Source organism: Pseudomonas sp. Irchel 3A18 (genome assembly GCF_900187465.1).
Lineage (GTDB): Bacteria > Pseudomonadota > Gammaproteobacteria > Pseudomonadales > Pseudomonadaceae > Aquipseudomonas > Aquipseudomonas cichorii.
The window spans coordinates 16,966-36,153 of the sequence record NZ_FYDI01000005.1 but is presented as its reverse complement, the minus strand read 5'-3'; the positions used below and the strand labels follow the sequence as shown (position 1 = coordinate 36,153).

16 protein-coding genes are annotated in these 19,188 nt (G+C 58.9%); 7 read left to right on the top strand and 9 right to left on the bottom strand.

Annotation, left to right across the window (positions count from 1 at the left end):
* The 6 genes from CKW23_RS11135 to CKW23_RS11110 form a co-directional block, all read right to left on the bottom strand.
* Entirely contained in the window at positions 1-2,907 is a 2,907-nt protein-coding gene (locus CKW23_RS11135) for a 2Fe-2S iron-sulfur cluster-binding protein (protein ID WP_025259938.1), read from the bottom strand.
* A complete protein-coding gene (locus CKW23_RS11130) occupies positions 2,904-3,209 on the bottom strand; it encodes a sarcosine oxidase subunit delta (RefSeq protein ID WP_025259939.1) in 306 nt (101 codons plus the stop codon). Before CKW23_RS11130 ends, CKW23_RS11135 begins: the two co-directional genes overlap by 4 nt.
* Positions 3,210-3,222: 13 nt before the next feature.
* Entirely contained in the window at positions 3,223-4,464 is a 1,242-nt protein-coding gene (locus CKW23_RS11125) for an FAD-dependent oxidoreductase (protein WP_025259940.1), read from the bottom strand.
* Positions 4,446-5,351 carry a bifunctional methylenetetrahydrofolate dehydrogenase/methenyltetrahydrofolate cyclohydrolase FolD gene (gene folD, locus CKW23_RS11120; protein ID WP_025259941.1) on the bottom strand — a complete coding sequence of 302 codons (906 nt, stop codon included), beginning with the start codon at positions 5,349-5,351 and terminating at the stop codon, positions 4,446-4,448. Before folD ends, CKW23_RS11125 begins: the two co-directional genes overlap by 19 nt.
* Positions 5,348-6,214, bottom strand: coding sequence for a formyltetrahydrofolate deformylase (purU, locus tag CKW23_RS11115; protein WP_095067572.1), 867 nt, complete (start codon positions 6,212-6,214; stop codon positions 5,348-5,350). Before purU ends, folD begins: the two co-directional genes overlap by 4 nt.
* A 293-nt stretch (positions 6,215-6,507) precedes the next feature.
* Entirely contained in the window at positions 6,508-7,113 is a 606-nt protein-coding gene (locus CKW23_RS11110) for a cupin domain-containing protein (protein WP_025259943.1), read from the bottom strand.
* A gap of 287 nt (positions 7,114-7,400) precedes the next feature.
* On the opposite strand from CKW23_RS11110, the gene glnT reads away from it, so the two are divergent.
* The 5 genes from glnT to CKW23_RS11085 all read left to right on the top strand — a co-directional run bounded on the left by glnT (position 7,401) and on the right by CKW23_RS11085 (position 13,284).
* Positions 7,401-8,735: a type III glutamate--ammonia ligase gene (gene glnT / locus CKW23_RS11105; protein ID WP_025259944.1), complete on the top strand. Its 1,335-nt coding sequence runs from the start codon at positions 7,401-7,403 to the stop codon at positions 8,733-8,735.
* A 129-nt stretch (positions 8,736-8,864) separates the two neighbouring features.
* Positions 8,865-9,770 carry a glutamine amidotransferase family protein gene (locus CKW23_RS11100; RefSeq protein WP_025259945.1) on the top strand — a complete coding sequence of 302 codons (906 nt, stop codon included), beginning with the start codon at positions 8,865-8,867 and terminating at the stop codon, positions 9,768-9,770.
* Between the two features lie 11 nt (positions 9,771-9,781).
* Entirely contained in the window at positions 9,782-10,465 is a 684-nt protein-coding gene (locus CKW23_RS11095) for a protein glxC (protein ID WP_025259946.1), read from the top strand.
* 15 nt (positions 10,466-10,480) lie between these two features.
* Positions 10,481-11,803 (top strand): FMN-binding glutamate synthase family protein, encoded by a 1,323-nt coding sequence (locus tag CKW23_RS11090; protein ID WP_025259947.1) that lies wholly within the window; start codon positions 10,481-10,483, stop codon positions 11,801-11,803.
* A gap of 155 nt (positions 11,804-11,958) precedes the next feature.
* A complete protein-coding gene (locus CKW23_RS11085) occupies positions 11,959-13,284 on the top strand; it encodes an ammonium transporter (RefSeq protein ID WP_025259948.1) in 1,326 nt (441 codons plus the stop codon).
* Positions 13,285-13,349: 65 nt separating this feature from the next.
* Here CKW23_RS11085 and CKW23_RS11080 read toward each other — a convergent pair whose 3' ends face one another.
* From CKW23_RS11080 to CKW23_RS11070, 3 genes are all read right to left on the bottom strand, one after another.
* Positions 13,350-14,387: an LLM class flavin-dependent oxidoreductase gene (locus tag CKW23_RS11080; protein ID WP_095067571.1), complete on the bottom strand. Its 1,038-nt coding sequence runs from the start codon at positions 14,385-14,387 to the stop codon at positions 13,350-13,352.
* A 183-nt stretch (positions 14,388-14,570) separates the two neighbouring features.
* The gene (locus CKW23_RS11075) at positions 14,571-16,013 is read right to left on the bottom strand and encodes a glycosyltransferase family 39 protein (protein ID WP_095067570.1); all 1,443 of its coding nucleotides are present in this window, start codon (positions 16,011-16,013) and stop codon (positions 14,571-14,573) included.
* 38 nt (positions 16,014-16,051) lie between these two features.
* Positions 16,052-16,792 (bottom strand): SDR family oxidoreductase, encoded by a 741-nt coding sequence (locus CKW23_RS11070; protein WP_095067569.1) that lies wholly within the window; start codon positions 16,790-16,792, stop codon positions 16,052-16,054.
* A 416-nt stretch (positions 16,793-17,208) separates the two neighbouring features.
* On the opposite strand from CKW23_RS11070, the gene norR reads away from it, so the two are divergent.
* On the top strand, positions 17,209-18,759 hold the full coding sequence (gene norR / locus CKW23_RS11065) for a nitric oxide reductase transcriptional regulator NorR (protein ID WP_095067568.1): 1,551 nt from the start codon (positions 17,209-17,211) through the stop codon (positions 18,757-18,759).
* 125 nt (positions 18,760-18,884) lie between these two features.
* Positions 18,885-19,109, top strand: a complete 225-nt coding sequence (locus CKW23_RS11060; protein ID WP_038399834.1) for a DUF6555 family protein — start codon at positions 18,885-18,887, stop codon at positions 19,107-19,109.
* Positions 19,110-19,188 lie beyond the last annotated feature (79 nt).

Below are 19,188 nucleotides of genomic sequence, written 5' to 3'. Positions count from 1 at the left end.
TCAAAGCTCCTGGCGCTGGTTTTCAGGATCGAAGAAGGGCAGTTTCACCACGGTGGCCTGGACCACGACACCGTCCTCGACCCGGATCGGAATCTGCTGGCCGGGCGTGCTCTGATCAAAGGCGGCGTAGGCCAGACCAATGATTTTGCCCAGGCTCTGTGAGTACTCGCAGGAGGTCACGTTGCCGCTGATGTCCGGCCCCTTGAGCACCAGATGGCCCTCCAGTGGTTGCGGGCTGGCCTTGGGCAGGGTGAAACCCACCAGCTTGCGGGTCTGCGGCTGGGCTTCAAGGATGTCCACCGAGCGGCGACCGACAAAGAACGGCTTGGTACGGCTCACTGCCCAGCCCATGTCGATTTCGCCTGGATGGGTCATGCCGTCGGTGTCCTGGCTAATGATCACGTGGCCTTTTTCAAGGCGCAGCAGGCGCTGGGTTTCGACCCCGAAAGGACGTATGTCGCAGGCCTTGCCGGCTTCGATCAGGGCGTCCCAGAGTCGCAGGGCATGGCGCGCCGGAACGTGGATTTCATAACCCAGTTCACCCACGAAACCCACTCGCAACAGACGGGCCTTGATCCCGGCCACGGTGCCTTGGCGCACTGCCAGGTATGGGAAGCCTTCGGCGGAAAGATCCAGATCGGAGCAGACTTTTTCCAGGACCTTGCGCGAGTCCGGTCCGGCCACGTTGACGGCTGAAATCGCTGCCGTGACGTTGGCGATGTCCACGTTCAGACGCCATTGGGCGTTCCACTTGAGCATTTGCTGGTAGATACGATCCACGCCGCTGGTGGTGGCGGTGACGTAGAAATGGTTATCGGCGAAGCGCGCACAGACGCCGTCGTCTATGACCACGCCATGTTCGTTGGTCATCAACGCATAGCGCGAACGGCCCACCGGCTGCTTGAGAAAAGCGAAGGTGTACATGCGATTGAGCAGTTCGGCGGCGTCCGGGCCGCGTACATCCAGCCCGCCGAGCGTCGAGACGTCGATGATGCCGACCTTGTTACGCACGTGCAGGGCTTCGGCCTGCATGCATTTATCACGCTCGTTTGTCTTCCCGTAATACGCGGGACGCTGCCAGATGCCAGCGGGCATCATCTTCGCTCCTGCTTCTACGTGCCGTTTGTGCATCGGCGTCTGCCGGTACGGATCGAAAGCCCGCCCTGCGACGTGGGCCAGCTTCTCGGCCTCGAAAGGCGGGCGGGCAGTGGTGACACCCGTTTCGCTGATACTGCGTTGTGTCGAAGACGCGACCAGGCGAGCTGTTGGCAACGCCGAATGCCGACCTTGGGACGGACCCATGCCGACTGTGGAATAGCGCTTGACCAGTTGCACGTCGCGGTAGCCGATGCGCGTGGCATTGACGATGTCGCGCACTTGCAGGTCTTCGTCGAAGTCGACGAAATCCTTGCCCTTGGGATGAGGGAAGATAGGCCAGGCAAAGTTGACGCGGGCTTCGGTGCGCAGAGGCTGCGGGCTGGTGTCGGGTTCCAGGCCCAGCGCGGCAACCACTTCGGCGCTGGCATGAATGGCATCGGCCAGCACATTGTCCAGCGCATGATAGCCATGCACCGAGCCGGCTACATTCAGGTTTTTCGGCAGGCCGCTCAGGGTGAATTCCGACAGTTGATCGTCATAGCTCAACTTGCCGCCTGCCTGACACAGCAACTGATAGACCGGCATGTAGCCGCCGGACATGCACAGCAGATCGCACTGGACGGTCAGGCCGCTATTGGCGACCTGACCCTGGCCGGTGATCTTGCGCAGATCTGCGCCGCTCACATGGCGCATGCCTTTTTCATGCAACGCTTCATAGACGGTGGTGCTCGGGTGGCAAGGGATGCCGCGTTTTTCCAGGGCGCTCAGAAGGGCACTGTCTACAGGGTTGGCGCGCATGTCTGCCACGGCAACGACTTCTACGCCCTGATCATGCAGATCCAGAGCGGCCAGATAGCCGTCGTCATTACCGGTCAGAACCACGGCGCGTTTGCCGGGCTTGACGGCATACAGCTTCATCAGGCGCTGTGCGGCGCTGGTCAGCATCACACCGGGCAGGTCGTTGTTGCGGAAAATCACCGGTTGGTCGAACGAGCCGCTGCACACCAGGCAGTGAGTCGCACGCACTTTGTACATGCGCTTGCCCTGAATGACCGGCAGGTAGTTATCGGTGAACCAGGCATTGCAGGTAGCCTGCTTGAGCACGCGAATATTGGCGTGGTCTTCCACAGCATCGATCAGGTTGCGCCGCAGTTTTTCACCACGCTGGCCTTCGATATCGAAACGGGCATAGGTCAGCGAGCCACCGAGAATCGGTTGCTGTTCGATCAGCAAGACCTTGGCACCGGCATTGGCGGCTGTCAGTGCTGCCTGCAAACCGGCCGGGCCTGCACCGATGATCGCCAGATCGGTGAACAGATAAGCCTTGTCGTAATACTCGGGCTGGAATTCAAGGTCCAGCACCCCCAGCCCGGCTTTCTTGCGGATGATCGGTTCCCAGACTTTCCACATGCCCTTGGGTTTGTAGAACGAACGGTAATAGAAGCCCACTGGCATGAACTTCGAGAACTTGCCCAGATAGGCGTCCTTGTCGTTGTCCAGCGAGCCGTTGAAATTTTGCCCGGTCACTTGCAGGCCGGCTTCAAGTGCATGGGCATCGGCCAGTACGTTGGGTTCGCTGGGCAACTGGATCAGCGTATTGGCGTCTTGCCCGGCCATGGTCAGCGGGCCACGCGGACGGTGGTATTTGAACGAACGCGACAGCAGAAAGCGGCCGTTGGCGAGCAGGGCGCTGGCGATGCTGTCGCCTTGCAGTCCCTGATAGGACTTGCCGTCAAAGCTGAACGTCAGCGGCTGATTGCGATCGATCAACAGGCCCATGGGGGCCGGCAGGCGGGTCAGGGTGCTCATCCTGCGATCTCCTTGGACGGGGCCGGTGTGAAATCGACGCGGGCGGTAAAGATTTCCCGTGGGTCGAAGGTGCGGATGATTTCGTCGCTGGCGGTATGGCGCTCGGCCAGGAACCAGTAGCTGGACGGGTTATGCATCCACCATTCGCGCACTACGCCCAGAGTGTCCTCGCTGTTGAAGACGTAATCGGCCCATTCGGCATCGGTGCAGGTCTGAGGGTCGGGCATGAGCTTGAATTCGCCGCCGTAAGTGAATTCGCTGATATTGCGTGGCCCGTTGAGCGGGCATGTCATGACTTTCATGTGTCGCTCTCCGTCAGTGGCTGGCCGCTGTCGCGCCCATTTCGTTGACTTGCCGGAAGGTCGAGAAACGTTCCAGGCCAAAGGGTTTGATCAGGTCCGGCACCTTGCCGCCGCTGGCCACGAGTTCCGCCATGGTCTTGCCGCAGATGGGCGTGGCCTTGAAGCCCCAGGTGCCCCAGCCTGCATCCAGGTAATAATTCTTTACCGGCGAAAGGCCCATGATCGGGCTGTAGTCCGGGGTCATGTCGGTGATCCCGGCCCACTGGCGCATCAACTTTGCATTGGCCAGGAACGGGAACATCTCGATGGCGTGGGCCAGCAGGCTTTCCTTGAGGTCCAGGGTGGAGCGGGTATTGAACAGCGGGTAAGGATCGGAGCCGCCGCCAAACACCACTTCGCCGCGACTGGTCTGCTGCACGTAGCAATGCAGGGCCGATGAACTCACCAGCGGGTCGAGAAAGGGTTTGAACGGTTGGGTCACCATGGCTTGCAGCGGGAAGGTCTGGATCGGTGAGCGAATCCCGGCTTTCTTCATCAATTGCGAACTCATGCCCGCCACCGCCTGCACTGCGCAGCCGCATTTGATGGTGCCGCGATTGGTCTTCACGGCGGTAATGGTGCCGTTTTCAATGACCAGCTCCTGAACTTCGGTGAGCTGATGGATCTCTACGCCACGCTTGGCCGCCTGCTTGGCATAACCCCAGGCCACGGCGTCATGCCGGGCGGTGGCGCCGTCGATGTGCCACAGACCGGCGATCACCGGCAGATGGCCCGGATCGAGGTTGAGGGAAGGCACCAGTTCACGGATCTGCTGGCGGTCGATCATTTCGGTACGGCCACCGAAATGCTTGTTGACCTCGGCGCGCTGGCGGAACGAACGCACCGTCGCGTCGGTATGCGCCAGGGTGAGTTGCCCGCGATGGGAGTACATGATGTTGAAGTCGAACTCGTTGGACAGGCCTTCAAACATCCGCACCGATTCGGCGTAGAAACGCACGCCTTCGCTGGTGAGGTAATTGGAGCGGATGACGGCTGTGTTGCGTGCTGTGTTGCCACCGCCCAGGTAGCCTTTTTCCAGCACGGCGATATTGGTGATGCCGTGGTACTTCGACAGGTAGTACGCAGTGGCCAGGCCGTGACCGCCACCGCCGATGATCACCACGTCATAAGAGGTTTTGAGTTCCTTGGGCGCAGGCAGATCCACCTCGACCGGATACTCCGAGCTGAGCCCGTACTTCAATAGATTGAAAGGCATACGGCCTCCGATTGGCTACGTTGCGCTTGGGCCTGCTGACGGGCAGCGGTCACGGTGTTTTTCATGAGAAAGGCAATGGTCATGGGGCCGACGCCACCCGGCACGGGAGTAATGGCCGAGACTCTGGACAGCGCGCTGTCGAAATCCACATCGCCGACCAGACGGCTGCGGCCGTTGTCCTGGATGCGGTTGATGCCGACGTCGATCACCACGGCGCCGGGCTTGAGCCAACCGGCATCGATCATGCGCGGGCGACCGACAGCCGCGACCACGATATCGGCCAGTAGGCACAGGGCCCTGGCGTCGGCACTGCGCGAATGCACGACAGTCACCGAGCAGTGAGCCTTGAGCAGCAGGGCGGCCATGGGTTTGCCGACGATATTGGAGCGGCCGATCACCACCGCATGCTTGCCGGTGAGATCACCACAGGTGTCCTCCAGCAACTGCATGCAGCCACTGGGCGTGCAGGGGGTCAGCACATCGCGGCCCTGGCTCAGACCGCCGACGTTTTCACTGTGAAAACCGTCCACGTCCTTGCACGGGTCGATGGCCTGCAAGGCCCGGGCTTCTTCGATATGGGGCGGCAGTGGCAGTTGCAGCAGGATGCCGTTGACCTTCGGGTCTGCATTCAACTCGCTGATCAGCGCCAGCAAGCGGGCCTGGGAGCTGTCCGCAGAGAGTCGGTATTCCAGCGAGTGAATGCCGGCTTCCTCGGCGCGCAGGATCTTGTTGCGCACATAGACCTGACTGGCCGGGTCTTCCCCCACCAGAATCACCGCCAGCGCAGGCTCTATGCCCTCGGTCTTGAGTCGCTGGACATCGGCTTTGACCTGCTGCAGCACTCGACCTGCAGCCGCCTTGCCATCAATCAGTTTTGAAGTGTTCACCTGAAGATCACCGTTCTGTCCGTGTTGAGGAACACACGATGCTCAAGGTGGTATTTCACCGCCCTGGACAGCGCAATGGTCTCGGTATTGCGGCCAGCGGCCACCAGATCGTCAGGCAGGTAGACGTGATCCACACGCTGCACCTCCTGCTCGATGATCGGCCCTTCGTCCAGGTCGCTGGTGACGTAATGCGCGGTTGCGCCGATCAGTTTCACGCCACGTTCGTAAGCCTGGTGATAAGGCTTGGCGCCCTTGAAACCGGGCAGAAAGGAGTGATGGATATTGATTGCCCGGCCCGACAGTTGCTGGCACAGGTCATCGGAAAGGATCTGCATGTAGCGGGCGAGCACCACCAGTTCGGTGCCGGTTTCATCGACCACTTTCATCAGCGCCGCTTCCTGCTGGGCCTTGATTTCCTTGGTAACCGGCAGGTAGATGAAACGAATGCCTTCACGCTCGGCCATCGGGCGCAGGTCCAGATGGTTGGAGACGATGGCGGTGATGGTCATGTCCATCTCGCCTTTGTGGTAGCGATACAGAAGGTCGGTCAGGCAATGGTCGAACTTGCTGACCATCAACAGTACGCGCATGGGGTGGCGCGTGTCGTGCAGTTCCCACTGCATGGAAAAGTCACTGGCGACGGCGTCGAAACCGTCCTTGAGCTGCTGGATATCGCCTTGATGACCATCGTTGAAGCGAAACACCGCACGCATGAAGAATTTGCCGCTGAACTCGTCATCGAACTGGGCCATTTCACCGATGTAGCACTGGTTGTCTGCCAGATAGGAAGTCACCGCCGCGACAATGCCGGAAGTCGCCGGGCAACTGATCTTGAGGATGAAATGGTTCTTTTCGTGTTGCATGGCTTGTCCTCTGGAAAGTGGCGGCAGCTCAGCGCAGGGCGAAATATTCGGGGGTGAAAATTATTTTTGCGGATGAATAAAAATTCCTGATGGGAATTAAATATTCACAGATGGCGTTTTATAGGCGAAAGAATCTGTAGCGTCCAGAGGTTTTTGGAAACTTTTTTAACTGTGGGGAAATTTTTGTGATGGGCTTTCGCGAATAAACGGAGCGCCGCCCGATTGCTCCTACACAGCCTGCATAGGAGCGAATTCATTCGCGAAAAAGGTTCAGAGGAAGGCCGACTGTTAACTCACTCGCCCTGTGCCCCATAGTTCATGATCGACAACAGACGAATCGGCACTTGCACCAGCTGTTCCGGCCCATGAGGAATCTCGCCGTCGAAGGTCAGGCTGTCTCCAGCCTCCATGCGATACACCTGATTGCCATGGCGATAGATCAGCTCACCTTCCAGCAGGTGCAGGAATTCGGTGCCAGGGTGGGAGAAGGTCGGGAACTCTTCGCTGGCATCGTCCATGGTCACCATGTAGGCCTCGAAACTTTTCTTCGGCCCGCGTGTGTGGTTGAGCAGGTGATAGGTGTGGCCTTTCTCGGTTCCACGCCTCACCACTTCCAGCCCTTCATCGGCCTTGACCAACAGCGCGCTGCTGCCTTGTTGATCGTACTGGCTGAACAGTTTGGACATGGGCATGCCCAACACGTCGCACAGGCGGCTGAGGTTATCCAGACTGGTGGACACCTGAGCGTTTTCGATCTTGCTCAACATGCCCTGGCTGATGCCGGCGATACGGGCCACGTCGGCCAGTTTCAATTCCTGGGCCTGACGCTGGCGCTTGATCTGGATACCCAGGTATTGCTCAAGCTTCAGCTTGGGTTGGGGTTCGTTCGGCATATTCATCGGCTTTGCACGGTTTCCGCTCAATAATTTTTATTTCGCACCATGAATGTGCGAGATCCCTGTCCGCGCAGTGGCGTGCGTCGGTTTATTCCCTCAAGGAAAACGAGTTTCCCATATATACAGCGGAAATTCCGCCTTTGGCTGAATTCGACTTTTGGTATACCAAGATGGCAAGGGCTTTGCATTCCTGAAGAGAAAGTAATTTTCCTGATCGGAATAAGTGTTCCGGCAGGAAGTGAACAGCGGTCCCCACCTCAACGTTTTGCTTTCGCCAGGAGACAAGTCTCATGTTGCCAACAGAAACACAGCGTCTGATCGAGGAGCACGGCATCAAGTACGTGCTGGCTCAGTTCGTGGATATCCATGGCTCCTCCAAGACCAAATCGGTTCCTGTCTCGGGCCTGGAGATGGTGATCGAAGATGGCGCCGGTTTTGCCGGTTTCGCCATCTGTGGCATGGGCATGGAGCCTCATGGCCCGGATTTCATGGCCAAGGGCGATCTCTCTTCGCTGACGCCGGTGCCCTGGCAGCCGGGTTATGGCCGGGTGGTGTGTATCGGTCACGTCGAAGGCAAGCCCTGGCCTTATGACAGTCGTTACGTGTTGCAACAGCAGGTCGAGCGCCTCAGCCAGCGGGGCTGGACCCTCAATACCGGCCTGGAACCTGAATTCAGTCTGTTCAAACGCGATGCGGCGGGCAGCCTGCAACTGGTGGACAACAGCGATAGCCTGGACAAACCGTGCTACGACTACAAAGGCCTGTCACGTTCCCGGGAATTCCTTGAGCGCTTGACCGAAGCCTTACAGCCAGTGGGTTTCGACATCTACCAGATCGACCACGAAGACGCCAACGGCCAGTTCGAGATCAATTACACCTACAGCGATGCCATGGAGTCGGCGGACCGCTTCACTTTCTTCCGCATGGCGGCCGGCGAGATCGCCAATGACATGGGCATGATCTGCTCGTTCATGCCAAAGCCCGATCCCAAGCGCGCCGGTAACGGCATGCACTTTCATCTGTCGATCAGCAGCGCCACCAACAAGAACATGTTCCATGACGCCAGCGACCCGAGCGGCATGGGCCTGTCGAAAATGGCTTACCACTTCGCCGCCGGGCTACTGGCCCACGGCCCGGCCCTGTGTGCCTTTGCGGCACCGACGGTCAACTCCTACAAGCGTCTGGTGGTGGGTAACTCGTTGTCCGGTGCGACCTGGGCTCCGGCCTTTATCGCCTTTGGCGCCAACAACCGCTCGGCCATGGTGCGAGTGCCTTATGGCCGTCTCGAATTCCGCCTGCCGGACGCCGGTTGCAACCCGTATCTGGTCAGTGCCGCGATCATCGCCGCAGGCCTGGACGGTATTGATCGGCAACTGACGATCGACACCGTCTGCAATGAAAACCTCTACAAGCTGAGCCTGGAAGAAATCGCCGCACGAGGCATCAAGACCCTGCCGCAATCCCTCAAGGAAGCCTGCGACGCCCTGGAAGCCGACCCGTTGTTCGCCGAAGTGCTGGGCAACGAAATCGTTGGCGAATTCATCAAGCTCAAACGCATGGAATGGGTGGAATACAGCCGCCACGTCAGCGACTGGGAAGTGAAGCGGTATACGGAATTTTTTTGAATTCAGCTGCAAGTTTTTAGCTGCAAGCTGCAAGTAAAAGCAGTCGGCGGCGGACACAGGATTTTCAATTAACCCGGACAGCTTGCAGCTTATGGCTTGCAGCTTTCCTCGCGAAGTGAGACTGCCCCTATGTGCGGAATTGTTGGTTTGTACCTGAAAAACCCGGCGCTGGAGTCCCAGCTCGGAAAGCTGTTCGAGCCGATGCTTGAAGCGATGACCGATCGTGGTCCTGACAGTGCCGGGTTTGCGATTTATGGGGATGAAGTGACCGATGGCTGGGTCAAGCTGACCTTGCAGGCCACCACCGAAGGGTACGACTTCAAGGCGCTGATCGCGGCGCTGGAAGGCAAACTCGGCGCGTCACTGGACTGGTTCCAGAATGCGAGCGCCGTGGTGCTGAAGATCCAGGCTGAAGAAGCCGTTGTGCGTGCGGCTCTGGGTGAGCTGGCACCGACCGTGCGCATCATGAGCGCGGGCAAGAGCATCGAAATCCTCAAGGGCATGGGCTTGCCGAAAGAGATTTCCGAGCGTTTTGGCCTGAGCAGCATGAAAGGCAGCCACATCATCGGCCACACGCGCATGGCCACTGAAAGCGCCGTGACCATGGAAGGCAGTCACCCGTTTTCCACCGGCGCCGACCTGTGCCTGGTACACAACGGCTCGCTCTCCAACCACTTTCGTCTGCGTCAGGAACTGCGCCGCGAAGGGATCAACTTCGACACCGAGAACGACACGGAAGTCGCCGCCGGTTATCTGGCCTGGCGCCTTCAGCAGGGCGATTCCCTGAAGACCGCGCTGGACAGCTCGCTGGAAGCACTGGATGGCTTCTTCACCTTTGCCATCGGCACCCGCAACGGCTTTGCTGTGATTCGCGACCCGATTGCCTGCAAGCCGGCGATTCTCGCCGAGACCGATGATTACGTCGCGATGGCTTCGGAATATCAGGCGCTGTCGAGCCTGCCGGGGATCGAGAAGGCCAAAGTCTGGGAACCTGTTCCCGCCACCATGTACATCTGGGAACGCGAGTCGGCTTAAGGAGCACGCACATGAAAACCATCGATCTTTCCACTGCCAGCGTGCGTGACCTCAATCAGGCGCTGCACGATCAAGTCAGACAACTCGAGGAACGCGAGTGGGTCGTGACCCATCCCAACGGCGCTCACAACCTGGCGGTTGGCGTCAACGAAGCGGTGTCCGTGGATATTCAGGGGCACGCCGGCTATTACTGCGCCGGCATGAACCAGAAGGCCTCGATCACCGTGCATGGCAACGTCGGCGTCGGGTGTGCCGAAAACATGATGTCCGGTTATGTGCGGGTCAAAGGCAGCGCCTCACAAGCTGCGGGCGCGACTGCTCATGGCGGTTTGCTGGTCATCGAAGGTGATGCGGGTGCTCGTTGCGGCATTTCCATGAAGGGTATCGACATCGTGGTCGGCGGCAGCATTGGCCACATGAGCTGCTTCATGGGCCAGGCCGGTCGGCTGGTGGTCTGTGGCGATGCAGGCGATGCACTGGGCGATTCGCTGTACGAAACGAAGATTTTCGTCAAAGGCAGCGTGGAGTCCCTGGGTTCCGACTGCATCGAGAAAGAGATGCGCCCGGAGCATCTGGAAGAGCTGCAAGAGCTGCTCAATCGCGCCGGTTTCAATGAAAAGGCCGCCGATTTCAAACGCTACGGCTCGGCCCGTCAGCTCTACAACTTCAAAGTCGATAACGCCTCCGCGTACTGATCCAGGAGCATCATCATGAGTGACAAACCAACTCCAGTCCTGCGCGAGTCCGCGACCTTCGACCGCCTGACCATTCAGGAAATCCAGCGTGCTGCTGAAACCGGCATCTACGACATTCGCGGTGGCGGCACCAAACGCAAGCTTCCGCATTTCGATGACCTGCTGCTGCTCGGCGCCAGCGTTTCCCGCTACCCGCTGGAAGGCTATCGCGAGAAGTGCGGGACCGATGTCATCCTTGGCAATCGTTTCGCCAAGAAGCCGATCCACCTGAAGATTCCGGTGACTATCGCGGGTATGAGCTTTGGTGCCTTGTCGGCCAATGCCAAGGAAGCACTGGGCCGTGGCGCGACCATCGCAGGTACCAGCACCACCACCGGTGACGGCGGCATGACCCCGGAAGAGCGCGGTCAGTCCCAGCACCTGGTCTATCAATACCTGCCATCGCGCTATGGCATGAACCCTGATGATCTGCGCAAGGCCGATGCCATCGAAATCGTGCTGGGGCAGGGCGCCAAACCGGGTGGTGGCGGCATGCTGCTGGGCATGAAGGTCACTGAGCGCGTTGCGGGCATGCGGACGCTGCCCATCGGTGTCGATCAGCGTTCGGCCTGCCGTCACCCGGACTGGACCGGCCCGGACGATCTGGCAATCAAGATTGCCGAGATCCGCGAAATCACCGACTGGGAAAAGCCGATCTACGTGAAGATCGGTGCGAGCCGCCCGTATTACGACGTCAAGCTGGCAGTCAAGGCCGGTGCGGATGTGATTGTGCTCGATGGCATGCAAGGCGGTACGGCGGCGACTCAGGAGGTGTTCATCGAACACGTGGGCATCCCGATTCTGCCAGCCATTCCTCAGGCCGTTCAGGCGTTGCAGGAAATGGGCATGCATCGCAAGGTGCAACTGATCGTGTCCGGCGGCATTCGTAACGGTGCCGACGTGGCCAAGGCCATGGCCCTCGGTGCCGATGCGGTTGCCATCGGCACGGCGGCGCTGATTGCGCTGGGCGATAACCATCCGCGTCTGGACGAGGAGTTGAAGAAGATCGGCTCGGCGGCCGGTTTCTACGACGACTGGCAGAACGGCCGCGACCCGGCAGGTATCACCACTCAGGACCCGGAACTGTCCAAGCGTCTGGACCCGGTCGAAGGCGGGCGTCGTCTGGCAAATTACTTGCGTGTATTGGTGCTGGAAGCCCAGACCATGGCCCGCGCCTGCGGCAAGTCGCACCTGCACAACCTCGATCCCGAGGATCTGGTGGCGCTGACGGTGGAGTCTGCAGCCATGGCGCGAGTGCCTTTGGCCGGAACCAGCTGGATTCCAGGTCAGCAGTACTGATCCCCCCGTAGGAGCGAATTTATTCGCGAATGTGCGGAGCGCCGCCCGATTCGCTCCTACGGAGTTTTATCTATAAAGAGGCCGCAAAGGCCCGCAGTTTCAAGCCACTCTGCTTTCTGCCCGACACTTTCCATTCCCATGCAGGAGCTTTGATAATGGTTAATCGTCCTATCGGCAAATCCCTTCTGGCGTTACTGGCAGTCGGCGCTTTTTCTCCTCTGGCCCTGGCGGCCGAAACCCCTGTTCTCAATACCGGCAGCACCGCCTGGATGATCACCGCCGCCGTGCTGGTGCTGTTCATGTGCCTGCCTGGCCTGGCGCTGTTTTATGGCGGTCTGGTGCGGGCCAAGAACATGCTTTCGTTGTTTACCCAGTGTTTCGGTATTGCAGGGCTGGTGGGTGTGTTGTGGATCATCTACGGCTACAGCATGGTGGTCGACACCAGCAACATGGTTGAAGGTGAAGTGACCTTCAACAGCTTTGTCGGCGGCCTGAGCCGTGTCTTTCTGGCGGGCATGACGCCGGACAGTCTGGTGGGCGAGATTCCTGAAGGGGTGTTCGTGACCTTCCAGATGACTTTCGCCATCATCACCCCGGCACTGATTGCAGGTGCCTTTGCCGAGCGCATGAAGTTCTCGGCAGCGCTGCTGTTCATGGCGATCTGGTTCACTCTGGTCTACGCGCCGGTGGCGCACATGGTCTGGGGCGGAGCGGGGGCCTTGATGCATAACTGGGGCGTGCTGGACTTTGCGGGCGGCACCGCCGTGCATATCAATGCCGGGGTTGCGGCACTGGCGGCCTGTCTGGTGCTGGGCAAGCGCAAGGGCTATCAGAACACGCCAATGCCTGCGCATAACCTGAGCCTGACCATGGCCGGTGCGGCGATGCTGTGGGTCGGCTGGTTCGGTTTCAACATCGGCTCAGGCGGCGGCCTGAGCGGCACGTCGGGCATCGTCATGCTCAATACTCAGGTAGGCGCTTGCGCCGGTATTCTGGGCTGGATGTTTACCGAGTGGTTCAAGGTCGGCAAGCCCAGCGCATTGGGTCTGGCCAGCGGCGCATTGGCCGGCCTGGTGGGGATTACTCCGGCTTGCGCCTATGTCGGTGTCGGCGGAGCCCTGGCAATCGGCTTGTTGTGTGGCGTGTTCTGCTACTTGAGCGTGACCGTCCTGAAGAAGCGCCTGGGCTATGACGACAGCCTGGATGTATTCGGCCTGCACGGTGTGGGCGGCATGATCGGTGCGGTGCTGACCGGTGTGTTCTGTTTACCGTCGATGGGCGGTCTGGTGCCGGATGTGAGCATGGGCGCTCAGGTCATCGCGCAGATCAAGGGTGTGCTGTTCACCACGGTTTATTGCTTCGTGGTCAGCTGGGGGATTCTCAAGCTCGTCAACGCCCTGATCGGCTTGCGTGCTCATGAATCGGTGGAAGAGATGGGGCTGGATCTGGCCGAGCACAATGAGCGTGCTTATAACCATTAAAGGAAGTTGAAGCAGGAGCGAATTCATTCGCGATTTTCGCGGATAAATCCGCTCCTGCAGACGACTCAGCGAAACGCTGGTATTACGTGCTTGATGAACAGTTCCAGCGATTTCTTCTTCTCGGCGTGCGACAGGCTGTTGTCACACCAGAAGCTGAACTCATCGACGCCCAGTTCCTGGTAGTAACGGATGCGCGGGATGATTTCTTCCGGCGTGCCGATCATGGTGTTCTTGCGGATGTTTTCCAGCTCGAACTCCGGGCGTTCCTTGAATTTCTCTTCCGGGCTTGGCGCCAGAAAGCCATTGACCGGTGTCTGCTTGTTGCCGAACCAGGCATCGAAGGTGCGATAGAACTTCGAGATCGCGGTCGCGCCGACTTTCCAGCCTTCGGGCTCGTCAGCAGTGTGGACGTGGGTGTGGCGCAGGACCATCAATTGCGGGCGAGGGACGCTTGGGTTGTTGTCCAGCGCGGCCTGGAACTTGTTCTTCAGGTCCAGAACCTCTTCATCGCCTTTCATCAGCGGCGTGACCATGACGTTGCAGCCGTTCTGCACCGCAAAGTTGTGGGAATCCGGGTCGCGGGCGGCGATCCACATCGGTGGCGTATTGACCGGTTTCGGCACACAGGTGGAGGTGGGGAATTTCCAGATATCGCCGTCGTGTGCATAGTCGCCTTGCCACAGGGCCTTGACCACAGGGACCATTTCACGAAGGGCCTTGCCGCCTTCAGAGGCTGGCATGCCACCAGCCATGCGATCGAACTCGACCTGATAGGCGCCGCGAGCCAGACCCACTTCCATGCGGCCATTGCTGATGACGTCCAGCAACGCGCATTCGCCCGCTACCCGCAACGGGTGCCAGAACGGAGCAATGATAGTGCCTGCGCCCAGATGGATAGTGCTGGTTCTGGCGGCGAGATAGGCCAGCAGCGGCATCGGGCTTGGAGAAATGGTGTATTCCATTGCATGGTGTTCGCCGATCCAGACGGTGCTGAATCCGCCTTTTTCGGCCAGCAGCGTCAGTTCGGTCAGTTCCTCGAACAACTGGCGATGGCTGACTTGCTCATCCCAGCGTTCCATGTGCACGAACAACGAAAATTTCATGACACTCACCTCGGTTCAATCGTGGCGCCTCAGAAGGGCGGAGCCGATATTTTTTTGGTATACCGCAATGCTGTGTGGTGATGCAGCTCAGACGTGTGGGTTAGTTTGTTTTGTCTGATGGTATACCGTAATACTTTATGTGCAAGTATTTTTTGGTGAGGGTCTGCTTCTCCGCAAGGAAACTCACTTCATGTGCAGTGCATAGCCTGGCGTCCAGCTTTCCAGCCGGTATTGCTCGGCAACCATGGCGCAGTAGCTCAGGCGGGTCAGATACGCGCCGCGGGCGTCGAGGTAGGAATGGATCTGCGCGGCTTCACTGCATATCGCCAGTTTGCGCCCGCGCAGCAGACCGAATGACTGGGCCGAACGCATGGCACCCATGGGTTCTGGGTCGGCAATCAGCAATGCGCCTTCGGGCACTGAGGCTTCATAGACCCGTACGAAGCGTTCGGCGGATCGATCTGGCAGGTAAGGCGCCATGAAGTAATGAATGTCATCGCGAAACGGCAGCGCCTCGATATGCGTCGGCAAGCGGATCAGGCCACTGCTGTAGAGAAAGTAGACGAACAGAATCACGATGGGCGAAGTCAGTGCAGACAGGTTCAGCAGGGCCGTTCTCATGCGACAGCGGGCCAGTAACGCGTGAAGCTGAATCACGCCCAGGATGCTGAACAGCGCAACGCCCGGCAGAAAGAAGACAAAGCGATCGGTCACGTTGTACGAAGCCGCGAACACCAGATTCAGCAGCGCAGCGCTCCACAGCAGGCGCAGCCTTTTGCCACGGGGAAAGACGAGCAGCCCCACTAGTTGCGGCCCCAGCAATGAGAGCAGCAGCAAGCCTACGGATTTTTTCTCGTACCACATGATATTGAAGCGCAGCAGACTGCCTTCCCGGTTGACGTCACCCACAATGGCGGACGAACCGGTGAAGTAGCGGCGGCCTATTTCCAGCATGCTCATCGGGGCCTGCAGGTCATGGACGATGGCTGGCAAGGCGACAGCGATACCCGCAATGAAGCCTGGCAGGGTCATCAGAGTGCGCAGCTTGTGCCGGTACAGTAACTGGATGTAGAGCGGCAGCAGCACCACAAAGGTCAGTTGGTGAGCCGCAGCGCCAAGCCCGGTCAGCAGGCCGATGACAAGCAGCTTCCTGGAATCACCCAGGCGCGGTCCTGCACTGAACTGCACCCAGTAGGCAAGCAGCACCGGCAAGGTATGCAGCACATACACATCTGCCTTGGTCGATACCCAGAACACGGCATGTGAGAGCACGCTGACCACGGCGGCGAGCATGGCCTGACGTGAGGTGGCGCCTGCGCTCGTGGCTAACTGATAGATGATCCAGGCCAGCGGCAGCAGAAGCATCGAGTTGAGCAGGCTCAAGGTCTGAGGGCCGAATAACTGGAAGAACAGAGTCGTGACGAACCGATAGAGGGGATGTTCTACCGGGCCAAGTGACTGGCTGAAGTACTGACCCTGACTGGCATCGACCAGCAACAGGCCGTTGTCTCGCCACTGGATAGGGCCGCTGGAGGCGATAAAGCTTGCGGCAATCGCGGCACACACCAGCAGCAGGGGAATGAGAGGGAGCAATGACGAGGCGCGCTGGTTTTTGTCCGGGCTCATGGAGGGTTCTCGCGGGCAAGTGGAGGATGGCGCTTGAGTTACAGATCGAGCCTTTTGAACAGTGGCTGGGGAATCGAACGGATCACCCACATGAGCAAGGCCCAGAAACCCGGTGCATAGAGGATCGTCGTCTTGCGCTCGATACCGCTGACGATGCGTTCAGCGACCTGTCCGGGTTGCGCGACCAGTGCCGCAGGTAGCGACATGCCCCGAGTCATGGGCGTGTCGACAAAGCCTGGTTTGATGATCATTACATGTACGCCGACCTTGAACAGGCGGGCCTGCAGACCTTCGCTGAATGTCGAGACGGCCGCCTTGGCCGAGCCGTACAGATAATTGGAAGGCCGACCCCGGTCACCCGCCACGGAAGAAATCACCGCCAGACTGCCGCTGCGCTGCAATTCGAATTGCCTGGCCAGCAAGGTCAGCAGGGCAATCACCGTAGCGGCATTGGTGATGAACTCCTGGAGCATCAGCCCCACATTCTGCTCGCAGGCTTGCTGATCGGGCAGGGTGCCATGGGCAATCAGGGCGACATCGATCTGGCCCATTGCCGAGAGGCAGTCGACGAGCATTTTCGGGTGTTCGGCAAAATGCGTGGCGTCCATTTCATGAAGCGTGATGTTCTTTGCGCCCCTGGTCTTGAGGTCGGCTGCGGTGGCGTGCAGTTTGCTGGCAGTGCGTCCCACCAGAAAGAAATCACAGCCCTGTACGGCCCATAGCCGGGCGCAGGCAATGGCGATGGCGGATGTAGCGCCGATAATAAGGATTCGTTTCATAGAGCCACTCGTTTTCGAGGCGGGAGATCAGCGGACATGGCAAAGCAACGCCTGATTTAATAAAGCGCTCTTCAAGATCCATAACTAAAGGATTAACCAGCAAGGGGTCGCCCTTGAATGACGGGCATGGAGCACACTTTGTTAATCTCTGTGAGCACTATGGAACGAAAGTGAACGAATGCCACTTCAATAAAGTTAAAGGGGGTATGGCCATTTCGTCATCGGGCTGGCGTCAGAAAATCCGGGAGCGAAATGGCTTGGTATAACGGCTGAACGGTTTCAGCTATTTAACATTTGTTCCCGTCAGTAGGGGTTAGTTGTAAAGAAAAAGAGACGACCTGTCAGGGAATATAAATGTCGCATTAACACTGTGTGGAGTCATAATGACCTGTTTCGGCCATGATTCAGGAGTCGTAATGCCCAATTTCTTGCTGTCGGCGCTGGTGCCTCTGGTGGCCGACCTCACCCGCGAGCTGCCGCAAGAGGAGCGCTATCGACGCTTGTTGCATGCCTTGCGCCAATGGCTGCCTTGCGATGCCGTGGCCTTGCTCAGGCTTGAGGGCGACGTACTGATCCCGCTGGCTGTCGATGGTTTGAGCCCGGACACTCTGGGGCGCCGGTTCCGGGTGCAGGAGCATCCCCGGCTCAGGATACTGCTGGAAAGCCAGGGACCGGTGCGTTTCTCCATGGATTGCGACCTGCCTGACCCTTATGACGGTCTGGTGGAAGGGCATGGCCAACTGGAGGTGCATGACTGTCTGGGATGCGCGCTGTATTTTCAGGACAAGCCCTGGGGGCTTATCACTCTGGACTCTCTGGACCCTTCCAGTTTCGGCAGTGTGGACCTTGAGAATCTGCAGGCATTTGCCAGCCTGGCTGCTGCAACCGTCATGGCCAGTGACCGGATCAGCCAGTTGGGTCGCAACTATGAAGAGCAGCGGCAACTGGCCGAGGTCTACAAACGGGCAGCAGGCGGTCGGGCACCGCGTGAACTGATCGGCCAGAGTGCTGCGCACAGGCGTATGCAGCAGGAAATACAGCTGGTCGGCAACAGCCCGCTGACCGTGCTGGTCACCGGCGAAACCGGGGTCGGCAAGGAGTTGGTCGCCGAGTCGATCCACTTGCATTCCTCAAGGGCGCACAAGCCCTTGATCAGTCTCAACTGCGCGGCCCTGCCTGAAACCCTGGTAGAAAGCGAACTGTTCGGACACGTCAAGGGCGCGTTCTCCGGTGCGGTCAATGGTCGTAGCGGCAAGTTCGAGCTGGCTGACGGCGGCACGCTGTTTCTGGATGAGGTGGGCGAGTTGCCGCTGCCGGTACAGTCAAAGCTGCTGCGTGTACTGCAAAGCGGCCAGTTGCAGCGGGTCGGCTCTGATCAGGAACATCGTGTGGATGTGCGCATCATCGCCGCTACCAACCGGGATCTGGCCGAGGAAGTCCGGTCAGGGCGTTTCCGCGCTGATCTCTACCATCGGCTGAGCGTCTATCCTCTGCACGTGCCGCCTCTGCGCGAGCGGGGGCGTGATGTGTTGCTGCTGGCCGGCTATTTCCTGGAAGAGAACCGCATGCGCATGGGGCTGCGCAGCCTGCGACTCAATGCCGAGGCCCAGAAGCTGTTGCTTGCCCATGCATGGCCCGGCAATGTGCGTGAACTGGAGCACTTGATCAGCCGTGCGGTTCTCAAGGCCTTGTCTGGCCATGCGGACAGGCCGCGGATCCTGACCATCGAAGCCCATGCCCTTGGGCTCGACGATCAACTGCCAGGCACACCGGTGGCCAGTGTGCCGGACGCGGGCCTTGCGATCGCCGCAGGGCAGGGGCTCAAGGAGGCTGTGGACGCTTATCAGCGAGCATTGATTGTCGATGCGCTTGAGCGGCATCAAGGCAAATGGGTCGAGGTGGCGCGGGAATTATCGGTGGATCGGGCAAACTTGAGTCGTCTTGCCAAACGTTTGGGAGTTCGCTGAGTATTGTCCTGGTGTCAGACAATATGGGTTCACTGGTCGCCTGTTATTAAAAAAGAATGAATTTTCTGGTTCGGTTTTGTGTCATCTCTAGTCCATAGTCACAACACAAGAGGTATAGCCTAATAATGGCACTGCCCAAACACTACCGGATTGATTACTTATTAAACGGAACGTTCAAGAGTTTTTATATCCGTGCCGATAATATGGACAACGCCGAGGCATGGCACCACGCAAGTGTAGACGCCGGTCTGGCTCGTATTCCCAAATACCGACTGGAGAAAGTACCCCGTGTAACGAAGCCACATGCTGAACATTTTGGCATCACCAATGTTGAGTGGGTAAAAACCTGATAGCCCGCTTAGTTGTCGTTATTGCTGCATCGGGCGGGTTTTGATCCTGCCTGATGCGCTTATCCTGATGCATGAATTT

Excerpts from the sequence above, each read along its gene's own strand:
- CKW23_RS11070 (WP_095067569.1), bottom strand. The coding sequence starts at position 16,792 with ATGAAACGAATCCTTATTATCGGCGCTACATCCGCCATCGCCATTGCC.
- CKW23_RS11130 (WP_025259939.1), bottom strand. The coding sequence starts at position 3,209 with ATGAAAGTCATGACATGCCCGCTCAACGGGCCACGCAATATCAGCGAA.
- CKW23_RS11075 (WP_095067570.1), bottom strand. The coding sequence starts at position 16,013 with ATGAGCCCGGACAAAAACCAGCGCGCCTCGTCATTGCTCCCTCTCATT.
- CKW23_RS11090 (WP_025259947.1), top strand. The coding sequence starts at position 10,481 with ATGAGTGACAAACCAACTCCAGTCCTGCGCGAGTCCGCGACCTTCGAC.
- purU (WP_095067572.1), bottom strand. The coding sequence starts at position 6,214 with ATGCAACACGAAAAGAACCATTTCATCCTCAAGATCAGTTGCCCGGCG.
- CKW23_RS11135 (WP_025259938.1), bottom strand. The coding sequence starts at position 2,907 with ATGAGCACCCTGACCCGCCTGCCGGCCCCCATGGGCCTGTTGATCGAT.
- CKW23_RS11085 (WP_025259948.1), top strand. The coding sequence starts at position 11,959 with ATGGTTAATCGTCCTATCGGCAAATCCCTTCTGGCGTTACTGGCAGTC.
- CKW23_RS11110 (WP_025259943.1), bottom strand. The coding sequence starts at position 7,113 with ATGAATATGCCGAACGAACCCCAACCCAAGCTGAAGCTTGAGCAATAC.
- glnT (WP_025259944.1), top strand. The coding sequence starts at position 7,401 with ATGTTGCCAACAGAAACACAGCGTCTGATCGAGGAGCACGGCATCAAG.
- CKW23_RS11125 (WP_025259940.1), bottom strand. The coding sequence starts at position 4,464 with ATGCCTTTCAATCTATTGAAGTACGGGCTCAGCTCGGAGTATCCGGTC.
- norR (WP_095067568.1), top strand. The coding sequence starts at position 17,209 with ATGCCCAATTTCTTGCTGTCGGCGCTGGTGCCTCTGGTGGCCGACCTC.
- CKW23_RS11095 (WP_025259946.1), top strand. The coding sequence starts at position 9,782 with ATGAAAACCATCGATCTTTCCACTGCCAGCGTGCGTGACCTCAATCAG.
- CKW23_RS11080 (WP_095067571.1), bottom strand. The coding sequence starts at position 14,387 with ATGAAATTTTCGTTGTTCGTGCACATGGAACGCTGGGATGAGCAAGTC.
- CKW23_RS11100 (WP_025259945.1), top strand. The coding sequence starts at position 8,865 with ATGTGCGGAATTGTTGGTTTGTACCTGAAAAACCCGGCGCTGGAGTCC.
- CKW23_RS11060 (WP_038399834.1), top strand. The coding sequence starts at position 18,885 with ATGGCACTGCCCAAACACTACCGGATTGATTACTTATTAAACGGAACG.